This is a genomic window from Nocardioides carbamazepini, from assembly GCF_024614185.1.
GTDB classification, from domain to species: Bacteria; Actinomycetota; Actinomycetes; order Propionibacteriales; family Nocardioidaceae; genus Nocardioides; species Nocardioides carbamazepini.
On record NZ_JAHTLF010000018.1, the window covers coordinates 366,415 to 382,609 of the forward strand.

Below are 16,195 nucleotides of genomic sequence, written 5' to 3' on the forward strand. Positions count from 1 at the left end.
GAACCTCAGAGCACGCGGGCGACGAGGTCCTTCATGACCTCGTTCGCGCCGCCGTAGATCTTGGTGACCCGGGAGTCCTGGTAGAGGCGGGCGATGAGGTACTCGCGCATGTAGCCGTAGCCGCCGAAGAACTGCACGCAGCGATCCACGATCTTGACCTGCTGCTCGGTCATCCACCACTTGACCATCGCGGCCGTCGCCCCGTCCAGCTCCCCCCGCAGGTGTCGCTCGATGCAGGAGTCGATGAAGACGCGGGCAATGTGCACTTCGGTGGACACGTCGGCGAGCGTGAACTTGGTGTTCTGGAAGTCCCAGATCGTCTGCTCGAAGGCGCCACGCGACTTGACGTAGTCGACCGTGGTCTCGAGCGCGGCCTCCATGATCGCCGTGGCCACGATCCCGATGATCAACCGCTCCTGCGCGAGCTGGGTCATCAGCTGACCGAAGCCCTGGCCCTCGACGCCGCCCAGCAGGTTGGCGACGGGCACCCGGGCGTCCTCGTAGCTCAGCTCGGAGGTGTCCGCCATCGGCTGGCCGACCTTGTCCAGCACCCGCCCCCGGTGGAAACCGGAGCACTGGTCGGCCTCGACGACGATGAGCGAGATCCCCTTCGCGCCGGCGGCGGGATCGGTCTTCGCGACGGTCACGATCAGGTCCGCGGTCTGACCGTTGGTGATGAAGGTCTTCGACCCGTTGACGACGTAGTCGTCGCCGTCGCGGACCGCACGGGTGCGGACGTTCTTCAGGTCGGAGCCCGCGCCGGGCTCGGTCATCGCGACGGCGGCGACCCACTCGCCGGAGGCGAGCCTGGGCAGCCAGCGGTGCTTCTGCTCGTCGGTGCCGTAGGCCAGGATGTAGTGCGCCACGATGCCGCTGTGGACGCCGTTGCCGAACGAGACGTCGCCCAGGCGGGCCTGGGCCTCGAGGACGGCGAGATCGTGGGCGAAGGTACCGCCCCCGCCGCCGTACTCCTCGGGGATCGAGCAGCAGAGCAGGCCGAGGTCGCCGGCCTTGCGCCAGACGTCCTTGTCGACGCGCTTGGCGGCCTCGAACTCCTCCCGGCGCGGGATCAGCTGGGTGGCGAAGAACTTCTCGGCGGTCTCGCTGATCGCGAGGACGTCGTCGTCCTTCCAGGCCGACCGGTAGGGGACGTTCGAGGGATAGCTGGTCATGGGTGCGATCTTTCGTCGTCAGGTGCGCCGGTGCACGGCGCCAGGGATCAGGAGGTACGCCGGCTCGCGGCGCGGATCGCGGCCGCGCCGTCCGTCGGCGCCAGCTCGCCGTGGCGAGCGAGGTTCGCCGCGTGCCCCAGGTTGTGCAGGGCCAGCGCGGAGTCGAGGGCGACGGACTGGCCCTGGGCGTCGAGGGACCGGTTGACGCTCTCCTTGGCCAGGCGCAGGCCGAACGCCGGTCGCTGGGCGATCCGGACCGCCAGGTCCAGGGTCGCGGCCTCCAGGTCCGCGGCGGGCACGACCTGATTGACCATGCCGAGCCGCTGCGCGTCCGGCGCCGAGATGCTGTCCCCGGTGAACAGCATCTCCTTGGCCTTGCGGTGCCCCACCTCCCAGAGGTGGGTGAAGTACTCGACTCCGTTGACGCCGAACGCCGTCACCGGGTCGGCGAAGGTGGCGTCCTCGGCGGCCACCACGATGTCCATCGGCCACACGAGCATCAGGCCGCCCGCGATCGTCCGTCCCTGGACCTGCGCGATGGTGGGCTTGGGGAGGTCTCGCCACCGTCGCGAGAGGCCCAGGTAGGACTCGCACTCGAACGCGTAGTGGCCCTCCACGCCGCCGGCGTCGAGGTGACCACCCATGGTGGCCACCGGGTCGCACGGGACGTAGAAGCCTGCATGCAGGTCGTGTCCCGACGAGAAGTCCGGACCGTCCGCGGCCAGCACGATCACCCGCACGGATGCGTCGTTGGTCGCCTCGAGCAGCCGGCCGTCGAGCTCGTAGAGCAGCTCGGGACTCTGGGCGTTCCTCTTCTCCGGCCGGGCCAGCACGAGACGGGCGACGCCGTCGGCCGGGCGTTCCACGCGTACGAGTGTCATGTCAGCCTTCGAAGCCGCCGGCGGTCAGCAGAAGCTGTCCGCTGACGTAGTCGGCCTCGGGGTAGGTCAGCATGACGACCGAGCCGGCGGCCTCCTCCGGGGTGCCGGGCCGGCCGAGCGGGATCGCGTTGTTCATCATCTCGAGCAACTGCGGGTTCATCCCGACCCGGATCTTGCGACCCTCGATATCGATCGACGCATCGCCGTCGGCCGCCACCTCGGTGAGGCGGGTCTCGATGAGCCCGAAGGCCACGCAGTTCACGTTGACCTTGTAGCGACCCCACTCCTTGGCCAGCGCCTTGGTCATGCCCACCACACCCAGCTTGGCCGAGGAGTAGTTGACCTGGCCGGCGTTGCCGAAGACGCCCGAGAGCGAGGAGATGTTGACGACCTTGCGGTTGACCGAGCGTCCCTCGGCCGCCTCGGCCTTCGCCGCCCTACTGATGACCGGCTGCGCCGCCCGGAGGATCCGGAAAGGCGCCTTCAGGTGGACGTCGAGGATCGCGTCCCACTGGTCGTCGCCCATCTTCTGGATGACCGAGTCCCAGGTGTAGCCGGCGTTGTTGATGACGATGTCCACGCCGCCGAAGGCGTCGACCGCAGCCGCCACGAACTGGTCGCCGAACTCGGTCTCGGTGACGCTGCCCGGGTGGGCAAGCGCCTCGCCGCCGGCGGCCTCGATCTCCTTGACGACCGCCTCAGCGGGCTCGTGGTCCAGGTCGTTGACGACGACCTTCGCGCCCTCGCCGGCAAGCTTCAGCGCGATCGACCGGCCGATGCCTCGACCGCCGCCGGTGACCAGCGCGGTCCTTCCGTCAAGCTTTCCCATGGTTGCTCTTCCTTTCGAGATCTGTTCGGGGCGGGTCAGTCGACCCGGACGAGGGCCGTGCCCGCGAGAGTGGTGGTGCCGTCGGCCAGCCGTACGTCGAGGGCCAGGGTCGCCAGCCGCTCGCCGTCGACGGTCTCGACGGACTCCACCGTCGCCCTGCAGGTCGGTTGACCGTGGACGGGGGTGATCGCGGTGAACCGGACGCCGAGCCGTCGTACCCGCTCCTGGGGCACGACGTCGGTGACGGCACGCGCGAGATAGGCCATCGACAGCATGCCCTGGGCGAAGACGTCATCGAGCCCGGCCGAGGCCGCGACGTCGGTGTCGAGGTGGATGGGGTTGTGGTCGCCGGATGCTCCGGAGAAGTAGGACAGGGTGGTCCGGCTGATCGGCTCGAGCGCGAGCGAGCTCACGACATCGCCCGGCTGCCACGAGGCGGTTGTCATCTCGGTCATCTCCTCACGTAAGGCTGAGCTGGCGCACGACAGTGACGCTGACGGCGTCGGCGACCGGTTCGGCGGCCTGGTTGGTGATCTCGGTGCGGCGCACGATGAACTGGAGCGCGCCGCCCTTCTTGTCGTACAGGTCGGTGATCTTCGAACGCGTGCGGAGCTCGTCGCCGGCATATGCCATCCGGTGGTAGGTGAACTCCTGCTCCCCGTGCAGGATCGAGCGCAGGTCGACGCCCAGCTCGTCGAGCCAGGCGAACGGATCGGGACTCTCCAGCTCGATGGCGGTGAAGAAGCTCGGCGGCACCGGCAGATCCCGGTGTCCGGCCGCGCGGGCAGCGTCGAGATCGGTGTAGACAGGGTCCTTCTGACCGGTCGCCTTCGCAAAGAACCGCAACCGGCTGCGCGAGATCAACAGGGACTCGCCCCGGGTGGCCCGGCCGATCACGGAGCGGTCGAGTGGCATCAGCCGTCCACCTTCTCGTAGAGCGTGACGACACAAGCACCGCCGAGGCCGAGGTTGTGCTGCAGCGCGACCTTGGCACCCTCGACCTGACGGGCCTCGGCCTGGCCGCGCAGCTGCCAGACCAGCTCGGTGCACTGGGCCAGGCCCGTGGCGCCGAGCGGGTGTCCCTTCGAGAGCAGGCCACCCGAGGGGTTGGTGACGATCGTGCCGCCGTAGGTGTTCTGCCCGTCGAGGACGAACTTCTCGGCCGTGCCCTCGGGAGTGAGACCGAGCGCCTCGTAGGTGAGGAACTCGTTCGTGCTGAAGCAGTCGTGGAGCTCGACGACCGGGATGTCCTCGGGCCCGATGCCGGCCTGCTCGTAGACCTGCTGCGCCGCGGCCACGGCCATGTCGTAGCCGATGACCTTGCGCATGTCCTTGTCGTCGAACGTCGACGGGAGGTCGGTAGCCATCGCCTGGGCCTTGATCACGACCGTACGGTCGAGGCCGTGCTTCGCCGCGAACTCGGGCGAGCAGACGACCGCGGCCGCGGCCCCACAGGTCGGGGGGCAGGCCTGGAGCCGGGTGAGCGGACCCCAGAGCCGGGGCGAGTTGAGAACCTCGTCGAGGGTGATCGGGTCGCGGAACACGGCGTAGGGGTTGTTCGCCGCATGCTTGCGCGCCTTGACCGAGATGTGCGCGAAGGTCGCCGGGTCGATGCCGTACTCGTCGACGTATGCCTGACCGCCACCGCCGAAGAGTTGCGCGGCGTTGGGCGCGACAGGATCGGCGCCCTGCAGGCTCTCCATGAGTTCCTGCTGGCGCTGCATCGGGCTGGGCCGGTCGGGGTAGATGGTCGGAAGCGCACCCGGCATCATCTGCTCGAAGCCAACGGCGATCGCACAGTCGACCATGCCCGACTCGACGGCCTGGCGAGCAAGATAGAGGGCCGAGGAACCGGTCGAGCAGTTGTTGTTGACGTTGACGATCGGGATGCCGGTCATCCCCACGCCGTACATCGCTGCCTGGCCCGCGGTCGAGTCGCCGTAGACGTATCCGACATAGGCCTGCTGGACCAGGCTGTAGTCCAAGCCGGCGTCCTCCAGGGCACGCCGCGCGGCAGTCGCGCCCATGACCTCGTAGCTGTCGCTGCGCCCCGGCTTCGCGAACGGGATCATTCCGACTCCCGCCACCACTACTCGCGTCATGTCCTGCTCCTTCGACCGTGATAGTTGACTCACTGCATCTTACTTATCATTTACTTTCAGTCAACACCCGAGCTCGAGAGCATCCGGGAAACGAGCGTTCGTCGTCCCATGTCCATGGCCGGCGCCCACGAGGTGGCGAATCCGCACCAGCGGCATTGACTTCGACTACTCTTACATTCGATTGACATCAAGGTTCGCGGCGACCCTCGGGAGAGGGAGTCCGGCGTGCTGGACACACGCAGGCGTGGTCCTCGGCTTCGACGGGAGCGCTGCGTCGGCGGGCGCTGGCTGGCGGTCGCGCCGAGATCGGCCAGCAGCGACTGCGGGCTCCAGGCGACCAGGTCGGCCTGCTCCTCGTCGAGGGCCGGGCGCCGGACTCGGATGCGGCGTCGCTACCGGCGCTGCGCCCGCAGCTCACGCTTGAGGATCTTGCCGGCCGCCGACAGCGGCCAGGCGTCGACGACCTCCACGCTCCCCGGCGCCTTGTAGCCGGCGATCTCGGCCTTGCAGAACTCGCGTAGCTCCTCGAGGGTGACCGAGGCGCCGTCGGCCAACTGGACGACGGCGTGCACGCGCTCGCCCCACTTGTCGTCGGGTAGCCCGATCACCGCGCACTGGACGACACCGGGGTACTTGGCGACGACCTTCTCGACCTCGATGGAGTAGACGTTCTCCCCCCCGCTGATGATCATGTCCTTGATCCGGTCGACCACGTGGACATAGCCGTCCTCGTCCAGGAAACCGCTGTCACCGGTGTGCATCCAGCCACCGGCCAATGCCCTCGCGGTCTCCTCCGGCTTGTTGAGGTACTCCGTCATCACGGTGTCGCCCTTGACGACGATCTCGCCGACTATCCCGCGCGGAACCTCGTTGTCGTCGGCATCCACGATCTTCAGCAGGACGGCCAGCAGGGGGCGCCCGGCCGACTTGCGGTGCTCGGGATGCGCGTGGTCCTCGTCACGAAGTACGGTCGCCGTGGGCGACAGCTCGGTCATGCCGTAGTTCTGGGTGAACCGGCAGTTCGGGAAGACCGCCTTCGCCCGGTCGAGGAGAGCGGTGCTGATCGGCGAGGCGCCGTAGACGATCATCTCCATGCTGGACAGGTCGAAGTCGCCCACCTCGGGGTGGTCGACCAGCATCTGGATCATGGTCGGCACCCAGGTCGTCTGCGTCACGCCGTACTTCTCGACGGAGGCCAGCACCTCGCGTGGCACGAACTCGGCTTGGGGCACGGCGCCCTGGTCCTGGATCAGGCTGAGCACCCAGGAGCAGAAGCCAGCCATGTGGAAGGCCGGGGCCGCGATGAGCGCGGTTCCGCCACGCGGGCAGCCCGCCTGGGCTATCGCCGCGGTGGCGGACGTCAGCACACTGCGGTGGCTCAGGACCACGCCCTTCGGCAGGCCCGTGGTGCCGCCGGTGTAGAAGATGCCGAGAGTCTGGGTCCCATCGCGGTGGGCATCTTCGACGGGCGCCGAGGCCAGCAGGTCTGCGAGGGGGATCAGGCCGTCGGGGGTCTCTGCCACTCCGGCGTGGATGACCTTGTTGAGCGCTGGCACGGCCGTCATGATGTCGTCGACCAGCGGCAGGTGGTGGTCGCCCACGAACATGACCTCGACAGCCGAGTCGATGAGGGAGTAGGCGATCTCCTTCACCGACCAGCGGTAGTTGACGGGGACAATCACCGCGTCCGTCCAGGCGATCGCGGCTGAGGTGAGGAAGAAGAAGTCGGTGTTCAGGTCGAGCACGGCGACGTTCGCGTCACCGGCGACGCCATGCTCCTTCAGGCCACCCGCGATCCGGCTGATCCGGTCGACGGCGTCGCGGTTGCTCACGACACGGTCGCCCGACACGGTGAAGGGCGCGTCGGGCATGCCCTGCGCGCGGCGGTGGAGGGACTGGGTCAGGTACAAGATGCGCTCCTGTCGGTTCTGGTCTGGGTATCGGTGGTGGTAGGCGCTGCACTCAGCCGGTTGGCCGAGACCGGGGCACAATGCGTGGAAGGCGCATCGCGCCGTCGAGGCGGATGACCTCGCCGTTGAGCATCGGCGTGTCGAGGATCGTCGCTACCATCCGTGCGAACTCGACGGGCCGACCGCGACGCCGGGGGTGGGGGATGGAGTTCTCGAGTGCCTGCACCGCCGGCGCGGTGCCGTCGAACATGCCGGTGTCGAAGATCCCCGGAGCGATTCCCACCACGCGCACGGCATGCTCGGCCAGCTCGAACGCGGCCGACTGCACCATCGCCGCCACTCCTGCCTTGCTGGCCGAGTAGGCGAGTTGTCCACCGTCGAAGCCGGCGATGGACGAGGTCAGCACGATCAGTCCGCGCTCCTCCTCCACCAGATTGTTGGCGACCATGGCCGCAGCCGCATGGGAGATCACCGACGCCGAGCCCACGAGATTGACGTCGACGACCTTCCGGAAGTCCCGGGTGTCCATGACGCCTCGCCGGCCGAGGATCCGGGTCGTGGACACGATGCCGGCGGTCGCGACGGCGCAACGCAGCGGCGCTGTCTCCCGGGCGACGGCGACCGCCCGCCGCACCGACTCGTCGTCGGTGACGTCGGTCGTCACGAAGGTGACGTGACCGGCCACGGACTCCACCTCGGCGGCTCGGTCCGCGTTCAGGTCGGCCACCACCAGATGCGCACACCGGGGCGCGAGCTCCTCAGCAACGGCACGCCCCAGGCCCGTGGCACCACCGACCACGAGGACGGAGGAGGACGTCAGGTCCATCACGCGCTCACGGCGCCGAAGTAGGCCGTCTCCACCCGCGAGGGGTCCGCCAGCAGGGCCGCAGCGGAGTCCTCCAGGACCGGCCGGCCCTGGCTCAGCACCAGGGCGCGGTCGGACACGGACAGCGCGATGGCGACGTGCTGCTCGACGAGCAGGACGGCGAAGCCCTCCTCCCGCGCCAGGGCGGCGATGCCCGGGAGCATCTCCTGGACGATGATCGGCGCCAGGCCGAGGCTCATCTCGTCGACCATCAGGATCCTCGGCCCGGCGAGCAGCGACTTCGCGATCGCCAGCATCTGCTGCTCCCCGCCGGACAGCAGACCGGCCCTGCGGCCGGTCAGCTTCGCCAGCGCGGGGAAGGCATCCAGCACCCGGGCCATGCGCTCGCGGCGCCGGCGGCTGTCCACGAGCCGGAAGTGCTCGCTCACGGTGAGGTCGGGAAAGACTCCGCGGTCGTCGGGCACCAGGATCGTCCCCGCCCTGGACAGCTTGGTCGCGCGCCCCGCCTTCACGGGGATGCCCAGCGCCTGCACCGATCCCGAACTGATCGGGAGCAGACCGGTCAGGGCGAGCAGGGTGGTCGTCTTGCCGGCGCCGTTGGGCCCCAACAGGGTGACCACCTCGCCGGCCCGCAGGGTCAGGTCGATGCCCTGGATCGCGGGTACCAGACCGTAGCCGGCCGTCACGCCCGTCGCCTGCAGCAGCACCTCGCTCATGCCGCGCCTCCTTCGATCGGGGAGCCCAGATAGGCGGCGATCACCCGCTGGTCGGATCGCATCTCGCTCGGTGTGCCCTGGAAGATCAGCTTCCCGAACTCGAGCACGTAGATGAGGTCGCATGCCTTGATCATCAGATCCACGTCGTGGTCGATGATCAAGATCCCCGCGCCATGGTCGGTGATGCGTCGCATGCGGTCGGCGAACTCGAGGCTCTCATTCGAATCCAGGCCGGCGGCGGGCTCGTCGAGCAGGAGGATCGAGGCACCTCCGGCCAGCGCCCGTGCGACGCCGACCAGCTTCTGCTGGCCCAGCGTGAGAGACCCGGCGGAGACCTCGGCCCGGCCGGACAGGCCGACCACGTCGAGATGACCGTCGACCGTCGCGCGACGGTCGGGCCGGCGCAGGAAGATGTCGCGGAACAGCGTGGCCGCACCGGGCGGGGCGGCGGAGGTCAGCACGTTCTCCTCGATCGTCATCGTCGAGAACAGTTCACCGGCCTGCCAGGTGCGAGCGAGCCCGGCCGAGCGGCGCTGGTGCGGCTTGAGGCCGGTCAGGTCCCGGCCGTCGAGCACGACCGACCCCTCTGCCTGGGCGAATCCGGTGATGGCGTCGACGAAGCTCGTCTTGCCCGCACCGTTCGGCCCGATCAGTCCCACGATCTGGCCGGGGAGGACGCTGATGCTGACGTGCTCGACGGCCGTGACGCCGCCGTACCGGACCGTGATGCCGTGGGCGTGCAGCCCCGCTTGGCTCTCAGACACTGGTCGTACGCTCCCTGTTCGCGTTCGCGTCGATCTCGGCTGCCGTCTCCGCGACGGCCCCTGGCTGCCGTCGGCCCCGATGGGCACGGACGAAGGCGATCTGGTGCTTGGTGGCGCCCGCGATCCCCGACGGGTTGAGGATCGCGGTGAGGATGAGCAGCAGACCCGCGACCAGGGCGTAGGTGTTGCCGGTGGTCCAGAAGTGGTCGATGACGGTGTGGACCAGGCCCAGCGGCGCCAGCATGCCGGCGACCACCGCGCCACCCCAGGAGGTGATGCCCCCCAGGTAGGCGACCGCGAGGATCTGCAGGCCGACGAACACGGTGAAGGAACTTGCCGACAGCTGCCCGTGGGAGTAGCCGATCAAGCAGCCGGCGACCCCGGCGAAGAAGGCCGACAGGGCGAAGCCGGTCATCTTGGTCATCCGCACGTCGATGCCGGCGGACGCGGCGGCCCGCTCGTTGGCGCGGACGGCGAGGAAGGCGCGACCGAGGTCGCCGGACGCCACCCGGACGAACACCAGCACCATGACGGCGACGACCACGAGCACCATCCAGGAGAAGGCGAGGCGGCTGACGTCCGGGCCCTGGCGGATGCCGAAGTCGAGGCCGAAGAGCTGCGGCGCGCCGATGTTGTTGCCCTCGGCCGGGGTCAGTGAGTAGTTGTTGAAGACGAACCGCTCGATCGCCAGAGCAGCAGTGAGGGTGACGATCGCCAACTGGGCTCCGCGGATCCTCAGCGCCGGCAGGGCGACGACGAGCCCGACGACGACAGCGGTGAGCGCGCAGACCACGACGACGATCGGGAACGGGATGCCGACGTCCTGCCCGAACTTGGAGAGGACGAAGCCCGAGGTACCCGCGAAGGCGACCTGCACCAGGGAGATCTGGCCGAGGTAGCCCGTGACGATCACGTAGGAGAGCGCCAGCACCGTCATGATCAGCGAGGTGGTCAGTCCGAAGCGCCACTCGTCCTGGCTGAGGGCGAGGAGCGCGGCGGCCACGACGAACACGACGGTCGCGCTGACCGGTCGGATCCGGGGGATGTCCACGTCGGGGAGGCGCATGGTCTGCAGGGAGCCGCGGGCCGGCAGCTTGTTGCCGAAGGCGAGCAGCGCGATCATCACGATCATCAAGGGCACGACCTGGTCCACGCCGGACGCGGCCCACTCGGGCCACCAGGACTGGGTGACGAGGTAGGCGAGGATCGACTGGAAGGCGCCCAGCGCGATGCCGAAGCCGGTGGCGACGCCGATCGACGACATCTTCGCGACCAGCATGACCGCGAGCGCCGGGACGACGTACAGGGTGTAGCTGACCGGGTTGAGCCCGGTGGTGGGCGCCGTCAGCAGGACGGCGACGGTGGCGATCAGGCCCGCGAGGATCATCGCGATCGCGGCCAGCCGGCTCGGCGAGTAGCCCATCAAGATGGCGGCCCGCTCGTTGCTGGCCGCAGCGCGCGTGGCCATGCCCTGGCGGGTGAAGCGCAGATAGGCCCACAGCAGCGCCGACAGGACCACGACGATGACCGTGAACCACACGGTCTGGGGCTCGATCGTTACGCCGCCGATCTTCCACGCGTCCGCGTCCGCGGCGAGGAAGCGGTCGACGCGGACCGTGTCCCCGCCGAACCGGATGAGCGCGAGGGCCTGCAGGGTGAGCATGACCGCGATGGAGACCACGACCTGGGCCAGCACCGGCGCCTGGCGCACCGGGCGGAAGGCCAGGAAGTAGACCAGCGCCGAGACGAGCACCGACGAGGCCAGCGCGAGGATCAGCGACAGCCAGAACCCCGGATCGTCGGGGAAGTAGACCTGTCCGACGGGGAGGTAGAGGACCGACTCCTTGCGGAGGAAGGCGTAGACGTAGCCACCCCACATCGCCATCGCACCCATGGCGAAGTTGATGATGCCGGTCGCCCGATAGACCATGATCAGGCCATTGGCCAGCGCGGCATAGAGGACGCCGAGGCTCAGACCGAACACCGCGAACTGCAGGTAGGTACTCATGGGTTCCTCCTCCTGGGAGCGCCGGCGGAAAGGTCAGCTCGTCAGAGCCTCGACGACGACGTCGGGGATCGGGGCGTAGCCGGAGTCGATGCCGGGCTTGTAGCTGCCGTCCTCCTGCACCTCGAAGTAGATCGACTCGTTGCTGCACGCGGTCGGCGTGGCGGGCCACTGCTGACCGTCACAGGTGACCTTCGGGCCGAGGAAGGACGGGAAGTCCTTCGTCGCCTCGATGGCGGCGACGACGCTCGCGGACGTGAGGTCCTCGACCTTCTGGTCGTTGAGGATCTGAGCCAGGGTGACCACCGAGTTGAAGGCGTAGATCGCTCGCGCCTCCAGGGAGTCGCCGTGGCCTACGGCCTCCATCGCGGTCTGGAAGTCCTCCAGCTGCTCGACAACCTCCGCCGGTGCGTGCTCCTTGGCCTGGTGGAGCCAGGTCCGGGGAATCGTGACGGTGTTGGCCGACGCCTTCGGATCGAGCTCCTCGACGTACTTCGTGCAGGAGCCGACGAAGATCTGGTCGGTCCAGCCCTGCTTGCGCAGGGCGTCGAACAGGCCGGTGCAGCCGTCCTCGGGGAGCGAGATGGACCCGGCCTGGTCAGGCTCGGTCTTCAGCTCCGCGGCCGCCACGGCGTCCCAGTTGGCCTTGGTCGGGTCGACGTACTGCACATCCGCCTCGACCCCCAGCGCCTCGGCCATCGGCTTGAACGTGCTGTCGATGTAGGCATGCGTCTGCGGAGTGTCGGACAGAGCGAGGTGCACGCTCTCGACCTCGTTCTGCTCCCAGACGTTCGCCATGCCGGCGGCCGTCGTGGCGAGGGGGCCGGTCCAGTAGAAGCCCTGGCCATACTCGGCCTTCTCGTTGGTCGGGTCGCCCGCGATCGCTCCGACGAACGGGATACCGGCCTCGACGAGGATGGGACGAGCCCCGCCGAAGGAGAAGTCGTAGCCGTCGATCACGACCGGGTACTTCTCGCCGACGAAGCCGTTGGCGCACGCGACGGCGGTCTCCGGGCTGCCGTTGCCCTTGCAGAGGTCCACCTCGAGCTTGTGTCCGTTGATGCCGCCGAGCTCGTTGTTGACGTACCAGACACCGGCGAGCAGACCGTACTCGTTCTCGACGAAGGCCCCGGCACCCTCACTCGGCGTCATCGCGCCAACGGTGATCGGGTCACCCGTCGCCACGTTCGACCCCTTCACGGTGGCCTTGTCGTCCTCGGCAGGGCTGCAGGCAGCCAGGGCGGTGACGCCCAGGACCACCACGACGCCAACGGCCGCTGTCTTCACTCGCTTCATTGTCTCTCCTGATCACCTGTGCGGCACCGCACGCGGATGGTCTCCGGCCTGCCGTCCGCAGCTGGCCTGACATGGCGCCTTCGCCCCCGAGCCGTACGCGAAGCCATGAGGCGTATGACGTGCCTCACACGCCGAAGAGTAGAGAAGTTCACCCGTTAAGTCAACGGTGAGTAAGCACAGTTCGAGATTGAGTTGAATGCGTGCACCGTTATCCGCGTCTTAAAGTCAAGAGTGGATCAGGCCTTGTGGGGACTGGCGGTCATCTCGGCCATGCTCCGCAGGATCATTGAGGTGGAGGACGGGACCCGCCGGCACTACGACCTGACCGGGCCCGCAGCGTCTTTCGTCGCCGCCATCCCGCTGTCGCGGGCGTGGCAGGCCTCGGCATCCTCGACAAGACCGGCGGCACTCCGGCCGCCCGAGGCTCAGTCAGCCCGACAACCAGTCGAGACCGCTCCCCCGTCGAGGTGGAGCAGGATCCGCGGTCGGCGTACGCGAGAACCGCGGCGCCGGCCGCGGCTGCTCCACGCCGTCGACCTCCGTGAGCGTTCCGCGGTCACACAGATGCGGGTGCGCGAGAGCCTCCGCGTAGGTCAGTACCGGGGTCACACAGGCGTCGGTGCCGTCGAAGACCTCTGTCCACTCGGCCATGGTCCGGGTCCGGAACACCGCGGCGAACGCGGCGCGAAGCTCGTCCGCCCTGGCCATGTCGTCCTGATCCGGCAGGCCGGCATCCTCGAGCCCGAGCAGCCGCACCGCCTCGGCGAAGAACTGGGGCTCGATGCAGCCCACCGCCATGCTCCGGCCGTCGGCGCACTCGTAGGTGTCGTAGTAGGGCCGGGACCCGTCGATCAGGTTGGCTCCGCGACCGTCCGACCACTGGCCCATGCCGCGGAACGCCCACATCATCTGGGCGAGCACGCTCGCGCCGTCACACATGGCGGCGTCGACAACCTGGCCCGCGCCGGACCTCTCCCGCTCGAGGAGAGCGGCCAACACACCCATCACCAGGAACATCGACCCGCCACCGAAGTCGCCGACGAGATTCAGAGGGGGCACCGGCCGCTGATCGGGGCGGCCGACGTTCTCCAGAATGCCGGTGATGGAGACGTAGTTGATGTCATGGCCTGCCATGGAGGCATAGCGCCCGTGCTGTCCCCAGCCGGTCATCCGCCCGTACACCAAGCGCGGGTTGCGCGTCAGACAGTCGTCCGGACCGATCCCCAGTCGCTCGGTGACGCCTGGCCTGAAGCCTTCGACGAGCACGTCGGCCGTCTCGACCAGACCAAGGACGCGCTCGACATCGCGAGGATCCTTGAGGTCGAGCCCGACGATCCGTCGGTTGCGCAACGTGTGATCGACGAGGTGGGGCTCGACACCTGCCCGCTCGATGCGCAGCACGTCGGCACCGAGGTCGGCCAGGAGCATGCAGGCATGAGGGCCGGGCCCGATGCCGGCCAGCTCCACAACCCGAAGCCCAGCCAGTGGTCCGATTTTCATCTCTCTCCCATCCGATGATCCACCATTCACAACAAGCATCCAGAATCGTCGTTTCGCGCACAGCGTACGCCTTGAACGACCTTGCGAAGTCTTACAAGTCATTAACTTTCTGGAGTGTCGGCGATGCGCGACCGCCGCGACCGCGTTCCTCCACTCCGTCGTGCACCCGCGATGCCAGCACGCCCGGCACCGCGATCCCGGAGGGCGTGCTGGCGGCCGGCGCACCCGCCGAGGCGAAGAAGCCGATCGAGGGCACCGGCGCCCAGCTCTGGATCGAGACCAACGCTCCCTACTACGCCGAGCTCGCCCGGCGGCACCGCGCCGGCGTCGTACCGGTCGACGGCAACTCCTGACCCGAGCCGCCGGTCCGGCTCGGCGACATCTGACGAGCGGGTCGTCCGACCCTTCCGCACCCTTGACACCTGTCAGACAGGTTGTGAACCTCCTGTCAGACAGATCATCGGGCCCAAGGAGGGAACCATGACCACCACCACCCACGCGTCGGCCAACCGCGACGTCGTCGTGCACAGCCTGGCCGGCTTCGCCTCGCTCGCCGTCGTCGGCGGCGAGCACACCGTCGTCATCGACGAGCCGCGCGAGTTCGAGGGCGGCGGTACGGCGCCCAACCCGTTCGGTCTCGTCCTGTCGGCGCTCGGCGGCTGCATGGCCGGCACGCTGCGCGGGGTCGCGCGCCAGCAGGGCTTCGACTACGAGCGGGCCGAGATCCGGCTCTCGCTGCGGATCAACCGACCCACGTCCGGCCCGCTCGACCCCGGCGAGCGGGAGCTGCGGATCTCCCGGATCATCGCCGCGGTCACGGTCCACGGAGACCTCACCACCGAGCAGCAGGAGGCGCTGCGGCAGGGCATCGAGACCTGCCCGGTCGGCAACACGCTGCGCCGCGCGCTGACCCTGCAGGAGACCATCTCCTTCGAGGTGGCGGCATGACCGGCCCCGCGAACGCCTTCGACCTGCTCGTCACGAACGCCCGCCTGGCCGACGGGTCCCCGGTCGCGCTGGGCATCCGCGACGGCCACTACGCACACGTCGCGGCCGAGCCACCGGCCGGCGCCACCGCGACGCGGACCATCGACGCCGCCGGCGGGCTGGTGACCGCGTCCTTCGTCAACGGGCACATGCACCTCGAGAAGGTGCACACCCTGGACCGCGCGGGCGACGGCGCGCTGGCGGCGTACACCTCCGGGAACATGGGCGCCGCACTGCGCTCGATCGTGCGTGAGGCGAGCCAGGTGAAGCGGCAGTACGACCGCGCCTGGCTCGAGCCCAACATCCGGCGCGCGCTCGACGCCGCGGTCGCCCACGGCGTCCTGCACATCCAGGCGTTCGTCGACGTCGACACGACGGCCCGCCTGGTCGGGATGGAGGCGGTGCTGGCCGTGCGCGAGGAGTACCGCGACCTGCTCGACCTCCAGGTCGTGGCGTTCCCCCAGGACGGCCTGCTCCGCGACCCCGGCGCGGCAGAGCTGTGCGAGGAGGCGCTGCGGATGGGCGCCGACGTCGTCGGCGGCATCCCCTGGATCGAGATGACCGACACCGACGCCCGGGCCCACGTCGAGTGGGCCTGCCGGCTCGCCTCGGCGCACGGCCGCCGCGTCGCGATGCTGGTCGACGACGCCGGCGACCCGGGCCTGCGCACCACGCAGATGCTGGCCGAGGCGATGATCGAGCACGGGCTGCGCGGACGCGGCGTCGCCTGCCACGCACGGGCCCTGGCGACCTACCCGCAGCCCACCCTGCAACGGCTGATGGACCTCGCGCACGCGGCCGGGCTGGGCTTCGTGTCCGACCCTCACACCGGGCCGCTGCACCTGCCGGTGCGGGAGTTCCTCGAGGACGGCATCCCGGTGGCACTCGGCCAGGACGACATCGAGGACGCCTACTACCCGTTCGGGCGGCACAGCATGCTGGAGGTGGCGTTCCTGGCCGCGCACACCCTGCGCTTCCTGACCGGCGCCGACCAGCGGCTGCTGCTCGAGATGATCACGACGCGGGCGGCCGACGTGCTCGGCGTACCGGACCACGCGATCGGCGAGGGCAATCCCGCCAACCTGTGCGTCCACCCGGACGAGCGGCTGCGCGACGTGCTCACCGAGCACGCCCGCCCGCGCTGGGTGGTCCGGGCCGGTCGGGTCGTCGCCGAGTCGGAGACGACGACGCAGCTGGTGCGGTAGTC

General features: G+C 69.1%; 16 protein-coding genes. 3 read left to right on the forward strand and 13 right to left on the reverse strand.

What is annotated here, in order from left to right:
- Positions 1 to 5: 5 nt before the first annotated feature.
- The 13 genes from KVF89_RS20465 to KVF89_RS20525 form a co-directional block, all read right to left on the reverse strand.
- Entirely contained in the window at positions 6 to 1,172 is a 1,167-nt protein-coding gene (locus KVF89_RS20465; RefSeq protein WP_257428168.1) for an acyl-CoA dehydrogenase family protein, read from the reverse strand.
- Positions 1,173 to 1,219: 47 nt separating this feature from the next.
- Positions 1,220 to 2,038, reverse strand: a complete 819-nt coding sequence (locus KVF89_RS20470) for an enoyl-CoA hydratase (protein WP_257428170.1) — start codon at positions 2,036 to 2,038, stop codon at positions 1,220 to 1,222.
- Between the two features lie 16 nt (positions 2,039 to 2,054).
- Positions 2,055 to 2,882, reverse strand: coding sequence for an SDR family NAD(P)-dependent oxidoreductase (locus tag KVF89_RS20475; protein ID WP_257428172.1), 828 nt, complete (start codon positions 2,880 to 2,882; stop codon positions 2,055 to 2,057).
- A 35-nt stretch (positions 2,883 to 2,917) separates the two neighbouring features.
- A complete protein-coding gene (locus tag KVF89_RS20480; protein WP_257428174.1) occupies positions 2,918 to 3,337 on the reverse strand; it encodes a MaoC/PaaZ C-terminal domain-containing protein in 420 nt (139 codons plus the stop codon).
- A 4-nt stretch (positions 3,338 to 3,341) separates the two neighbouring features.
- The gene (locus tag KVF89_RS20485) at positions 3,342 to 3,797 is read right to left on the reverse strand and encodes a MaoC family dehydratase N-terminal domain-containing protein (protein ID WP_257428176.1); all 456 of its coding nucleotides are present in this window, start codon (positions 3,795 to 3,797) and stop codon (positions 3,342 to 3,344) included.
- Positions 3,797 to 4,984, reverse strand: coding sequence for a lipid-transfer protein (locus tag KVF89_RS20490; RefSeq protein WP_257428178.1), 1,188 nt, complete (start codon positions 4,982 to 4,984; stop codon positions 3,797 to 3,799). The genes KVF89_RS20485 and KVF89_RS20490 overlap by 1 nt, the downstream gene beginning before the upstream one ends.
- 392 nt (positions 4,985 to 5,376) lie before the next feature.
- A complete protein-coding gene (locus tag KVF89_RS20495) occupies positions 5,377 to 6,894 on the reverse strand; it encodes a class I adenylate-forming enzyme family protein (RefSeq protein WP_257428179.1) in 1,518 nt (505 codons plus the stop codon).
- A gap of 52 nt (positions 6,895 to 6,946) precedes the next feature.
- Complete coding sequence (locus KVF89_RS20500) at positions 6,947 to 7,720, reverse strand: SDR family NAD(P)-dependent oxidoreductase (RefSeq protein ID WP_257428180.1); 774 nt, start codon at positions 7,718 to 7,720, stop codon at positions 6,947 to 6,949.
- A complete protein-coding gene (locus KVF89_RS20505) occupies positions 7,720 to 8,436 on the reverse strand; it encodes an ABC transporter ATP-binding protein (RefSeq protein WP_257428181.1) in 717 nt (238 codons plus the stop codon). Before KVF89_RS20505 ends, KVF89_RS20500 begins: the two co-directional genes overlap by 1 nt.
- Positions 8,433 to 9,200, reverse strand: coding sequence for an ABC transporter ATP-binding protein (locus KVF89_RS20510; protein WP_257428182.1), 768 nt, complete (start codon positions 9,198 to 9,200; stop codon positions 8,433 to 8,435). The genes KVF89_RS20505 and KVF89_RS20510 overlap by 4 nt, the downstream gene beginning before the upstream one ends.
- Positions 9,193 to 11,208: an ABC transporter permease gene (locus KVF89_RS20515; RefSeq protein ID WP_257428184.1), complete on the reverse strand. Its 2,016-nt coding sequence runs from the start codon at positions 11,206 to 11,208 to the stop codon at positions 9,193 to 9,195. Before KVF89_RS20515 ends, KVF89_RS20510 begins: the two co-directional genes overlap by 8 nt.
- Before the next feature lie 33 nt (positions 11,209 to 11,241).
- Entirely contained in the window at positions 11,242 to 12,501 is a 1,260-nt protein-coding gene (locus tag KVF89_RS20520; RefSeq protein WP_257428185.1) for an ABC transporter substrate-binding protein, read from the reverse strand.
- A 429-nt stretch (positions 12,502 to 12,930) separates the two neighbouring features.
- Positions 12,931 to 14,103 carry a CaiB/BaiF CoA transferase family protein gene (locus KVF89_RS20525; protein ID WP_273475626.1) on the reverse strand — a complete coding sequence of 391 codons (1,173 nt, stop codon included), beginning with the start codon at positions 14,101 to 14,103 and terminating at the stop codon, positions 12,931 to 12,933.
- 104 nt (positions 14,104 to 14,207) lie between these two features.
- On the opposite strand from KVF89_RS20525, the gene KVF89_RS20530 reads away from it, so the two are divergent.
- The 3 genes from KVF89_RS20530 (at position 14,208) to KVF89_RS20540 (ending at position 16,193) form a co-directional block, all read left to right on the forward strand.
- Entirely contained in the window at positions 14,208 to 14,354 is a 147-nt protein-coding gene (locus KVF89_RS20530; RefSeq protein WP_257428186.1) for a hypothetical protein, read from the forward strand.
- Positions 14,355 to 14,481: 127 nt separating this feature from the next.
- Complete coding sequence (locus KVF89_RS20535; protein ID WP_257428188.1) at positions 14,482 to 14,949, forward strand: OsmC family protein; 468 nt, start codon at positions 14,482 to 14,484, stop codon at positions 14,947 to 14,949.
- On the forward strand, positions 14,946 to 16,193 hold the full coding sequence (locus tag KVF89_RS20540) for an amidohydrolase family protein (RefSeq protein WP_257428189.1): 1,248 nt from the start codon (positions 14,946 to 14,948) through the stop codon (positions 16,191 to 16,193). Before KVF89_RS20535 ends, KVF89_RS20540 begins: the two co-directional genes overlap by 4 nt.
- Positions 16,194 to 16,195: the final 2 nt, after the last annotated feature.